General features: G+C 33.0%; 2 protein-coding genes. Both read right to left on the reverse strand.

Translation table 11 applies throughout. The features are described from left to right. Positions 1-941: dephospho-CoA kinase (coaE, locus tag AB1397_05960; protein MEW6482531.1), on the reverse strand; the 941-nt coding region annotated here is incomplete at its 3' end. Continuing rightward, the gene (locus tag AB1397_05965; GenBank protein ID MEW6482532.1) at positions 938-3,313 is read right to left on the reverse strand and encodes an O-antigen ligase family protein; all 2,376 of its coding nucleotides are present in this window, start codon (positions 3,311-3,313) and stop codon (positions 938-940) included. The genes AB1397_05965 and coaE, both read right to left, overlap by 4 nt. Positions 3,314-3,501 lie beyond the last annotated feature (188 nt).

The raw sequence follows: 3,501 nt of genomic DNA on the forward strand, positions 1-3,501 counted from the left end.
ACATCAAATATTACCCTGGCTATCCAGCCATCTTTCCTTTTTTTTATCTCTAAATTATGATATGTAACCGTCTTTATCTCCATCTTTAATATATGGTTTTTGCTTAATTGCTCTCCACTTGCTAAAACAGACACATTATTTCCTATAATTTCTGTTTTAAATTTTTTAAGAAGATAGCCTTTCCCTGTAAAGCAAAATAAAAGCTCAGAGAGGGTATTTACAAGCATTTCATCATCCCCATTTCCACTTGATGAGATTTTTATTCTTTCACAACACCTGACATTTGACAAATCTGCCAATATTGAAAACATCCCATAGCTACAATTTTCAAAAAGCCTTTCTTTTGTGTTCCCAAAGGCAATTATTCCAATGTCTGCTGTATGTTCAAAGAGCTTAAATCTTAATTCTTCTTTTATAATTTTTTTTATCCTTTTCTCTATTTTTGAAAGAGGGCCATTGTTATCAATTATTATATCAGAAAATGGAATCCTTTTGCTATCATTTGGCTGGTTTTTCATCCTCCTTAAAACATCAGAAATTTCCCAGCCCCCTTTTTTCATCCTTTTAAGGATAATGTCTTTATCGCAGATTATAAGGATTGTTTTATCAACAATTGTCTTTAATTCTGTCTCAATCAAAAATGGGGCAGCAACCACAATCAATTGCCCTTTAGAATGTTTTATCAGATTTTTTATTTTCTTTATAATTAAAGGATGGGTTATTTTATTTAATTTTTCAAGCTTGTTTTTATCTTTAAAGACAATATCTGCCAGGGTTTTTCTCTCAATAGTTCCAAATGCCTTAAGAATTTCTTCTTTTTTCTCTTCTAATACTTTATGACCAACAATATCAGCATCAATTACAAAAGCCCCATATTTCTCAAAAATCCTTCCTATTGTTGTCTTTCCAGAGCCAATCTTTCCTGTTATTCCAATTATCATTTCTCTTTACATAACCTTAAGAAATTCTTTGAATATTCATCCTCTGGCTCTATCTTCAAAACATACTTAAATTCTTCTTTTGCCTTTTTGTATTTTTTCTGTGAAAAATATATTGAGCCAAGGTTTCTATGGGCAATAACATTATTTTTATCTGCCTTTATCATAAGGAGGCATATTTCCTCTATTTTATCCAATTCATTTCTTTCTTTATAGATATTTCCAAGGTTTGTATATATCTCCATAATCCTTGGATAATCGGGAGAAAATTTTGCAATATTGGTAAGAACCCTTTTCGCATCATCTATCTTTTTGTAAAAGATATAGGCATCGGCAATTTTATGAAGATTCTCTAACGAGACTCCATTTCCTGGCTCAATCCTTAGTCCTTCTGTAAAATATTTCTCAGCCTCTCCATAATTTGCATTCCTTCCGTAGATTACACCAATATTGTTATATGCACCAACATAGAATGGGTTCCAAAAGATTGCATTTTTATAACAGGAGATAACCTCTTTGTCATTCTTATTTCTCGTAAGCTCTCCTTTAAAATCATAAGCCAAGCCCAATGTATTGTGATTATTTGCATCCTGAGGAAAAAGGTTTATTACCTTTTTTATCCTTAAGATAACCTCTTCAAGGTATTTGGGATCCCTTTTCCCCTTTGCCCTCTCAAGCAAAAGCCTTATAACCTCTCCTTGATACCAATCAATGGTTGGGTTTAGCCTTACCGCTTCCTCATATTCCTTTAATCCCTCATCTCCTCTCTTTTTTGTTCCAGCCTTATAATGAACATCAGCAAAATATATGTTTGTAGCCAAAAGGAAAAGGATGAAGATAATAAAAATATATCCTCCAAAAAGAGCCGCCCTTGTGTTTGAGATATAGGGTTTTATATTTTTATTCATTGCAATCCATCCGCAAGGAAGCATTCCCAATAGGACAATAAGGATAGAATAAACAAAGAAAACCCCAGAGAAAACAGAAGCAAAGCCAAAGATTCCTATAATAATTGAAATAATGGGAAAGATAAAGGAATATGAAAAAGCTTGCTTTTTCTCCTTTTTAGAAAAAACACAAGCCACACCCATTACGATCCATAGGGTTGAAAATACAGGCGTAACACCAAATGAAAATAGGGTTTGGATAAAATAAGATAAGCAGCCACAAGCTATTCCAAAGATTATAAGACCTTCTTCTTTTGGGATTTTAAACCCTTTCTTTATGCAGAAAAAGATAAAAGAGCCGATAAGCCAAAGATAGATAATAAGGCCTGAAATTCCTCTTGTTACAGCTATATCCAAAAATTCATTGTGTGCAGAATCTGCCTTTGCATCTCCTTCTAGCCTAAATACACCCATTGACCTATACTTAAGATAAACATTGCCAAGCCCGTCAAGACCGATGCCAAAAATGGGATATTTCTTGATAATATTTAGGGTATCCTTCCAGATATGTATCCGAACACCCGCTGAGCTTTCAAATCCATGGGATGTTGCCTTATATGCAATCTCTGAAGGTCTTTGTGCAGACTCCTTTCCTGTAAATGTGGTAAGAAATCTCCTCATAGTAGATGTTTCTGGTTTTATGTTATAATATATCCCTGGAATAAAAAATATAAGGCTAATTAAAAGGGCTTTTTTTGTCATCTTATATTTCATAATCAAAAACAAAAATAACAATGAGCCAAAGAATAGACCAAAATAGCAAGCCCTTCTATTGCTTAAGAAAAAGCCTTCACAGATAAGAAAAAAGATAATTCCGTAAAAAATAAATTTTATTTTACCCGAACAAGAGAGAAGAGAGCCAAAAGCAATGGGAAGGAGGATTGTAATATAGCCTCCAAAGAATGCAGGGTTTCCAAAGAAAGAGCTTACACTATTTGGATTTCCAGCTGCTCCACTCCAGGAAAATGGATCAAACCTATAGTGTTGGACAATTCCATAGAGAGAGCAAATAGCACCTGTTATAAGTAAGGTATCAACGAGGAGGGGAACAGATTTTCTCTCAAAAAAAGAAACAATAGAGAGGAAAAGAATAAGGTAACAAATTAAGGATAAAAGCCCTTCGTAGTGCCTATAGTATCCGAATATAGAGACAATCTTGTTGATAGAGAAGAGAACAGAAAGAAGGCTTATAATAAAAAATATCAAAACTTGCCATTTTAATGGCCCAAAATTTATTTTTTCTTTTGAAAAAACAAGCTTGATTACCCATCCTAAAAGGATTATCAAGCAAAGGATATACATAGCAGCAAGCTTTGATAGGTCAAAAACATTATAGAGCCTTGTATCAAAGTAGACCGGGATAAAGAAAATAGAGGCAAAAACCCCACATTTTATGAGAATGTCAGAGAAAAGGATTAGATGTTTCATTCTTAAATACCGTATGTGTTTAGCTCCTTAATATGTGTTTAAGCTTCCTTGGTGATGAATGTTATAGTATCTTCCATTACTTAGTGCAAAAATAGATAGGGTTGTGTTTATCTGTTAAAAATTCATCCACCTTTTAAGAAATTTTGAATTCTAAATTTTGAATTTTGAATTGAAAAAGGTTAAGTTTT

It is taken from the genome of bacterium (genome assembly GCA_040756715.1).
GTDB lineage: Bacteria > UBA9089 > UBA9088 > UBA9088 > UBA9088 > JBFLYE01.